General features: G+C 78.7%; 1 protein-coding gene. It reads left to right on the top strand.

Translation table 11 applies throughout. The features are described from left to right. Positions 1–874 (top strand): tetratricopeptide repeat protein (locus HW578_RS27145; RefSeq protein WP_198373799.1); only part of this gene is annotated, 874 nt, incomplete at both ends.

Below are 874 nucleotides of genomic sequence, written 5' to 3'. Positions count from 1 at the left end.
GACCTGTGCTCTTCCGGTCCGCCGCGCCGGACGATGCGGCCGTGCAGCATTTCGGCGGCATGGCGCTGCTGCGCCTGGGGCGCCTGCCGGATGCGCTGGCCGCGCTCGGCCGCGCCGCCGCGCCGGCCTCCGCACCCACCGCCTGGATCGTCGCCCTGGGCAACGCCGCCGCCATGGCACGCCAGCCCGAGGTTGCCGAGGCGGCCTTCCGCCGCGTGCTCGAGCGCGAGCCGGCCAATGCCGTCGCGCTGCTCAACCTCGGCATCCTGCTGACCGACCGTGGCGCGCTGGCCGAGGCGCGGGAGGCGATCGCCGCCTCGCTCGCCGCGCGGCCCGCCCATCCCGGCGCGCTGATGGCGCTGGGCAATGCGCTGGACAAGGCGGGAGACACCGCCGCCGCCGCACAGGCGTGGCGCGACGCCATCGCCGCGCGGCCCGACTTTGCCCAGGCCAGGGCCAACCTTGGCGGCGCGCTCGCCGCGCTCGGCCAGCCCGCCGAGGCGGAGGCGATGCTGCGCGAGGCGCTCGCCCTCGATCCCCGGCTCCTGCTGGCGCGGCAGCGCCTCGGGGAGCTGCTGCTCGGTCTCGGCCGCGCGCAGGAGGCCGAGGCGGCGCTGCGCGAGGTCACCACCGCCGAACCCCGCGCCGCCACGGCGCAGAACAGCCTCGGCCTGGCGCTGCGCGAACTCGGCCGGCTGCCCGAAGCACTCACCGCCTTCCGCTCGGCCGTCGCCGCGCAACCCGACCTGCCGGAGGCGCATGCCAACCTGGCGCTGCTGCTGGCCTGGCTCGGCGACGGGCCGGCGGCGCGCGGCGCGGCCGATCGCGCGGTGGCGCTGGCGCCGCAGGATGATCGCGCCCGGCTGGCCGCCGC

Source organism: Roseomonas rosulenta (genome assembly GCF_016106005.1).
Taxonomy (GTDB): domain Bacteria; phylum Pseudomonadota; class Alphaproteobacteria; order Acetobacterales; family Acetobacteraceae; genus Neoroseomonas; species Neoroseomonas rosulenta.
Note: the sequence above shows the minus strand (reverse complement) of the source record. Positions and strands in the feature narration are given on the sequence as shown.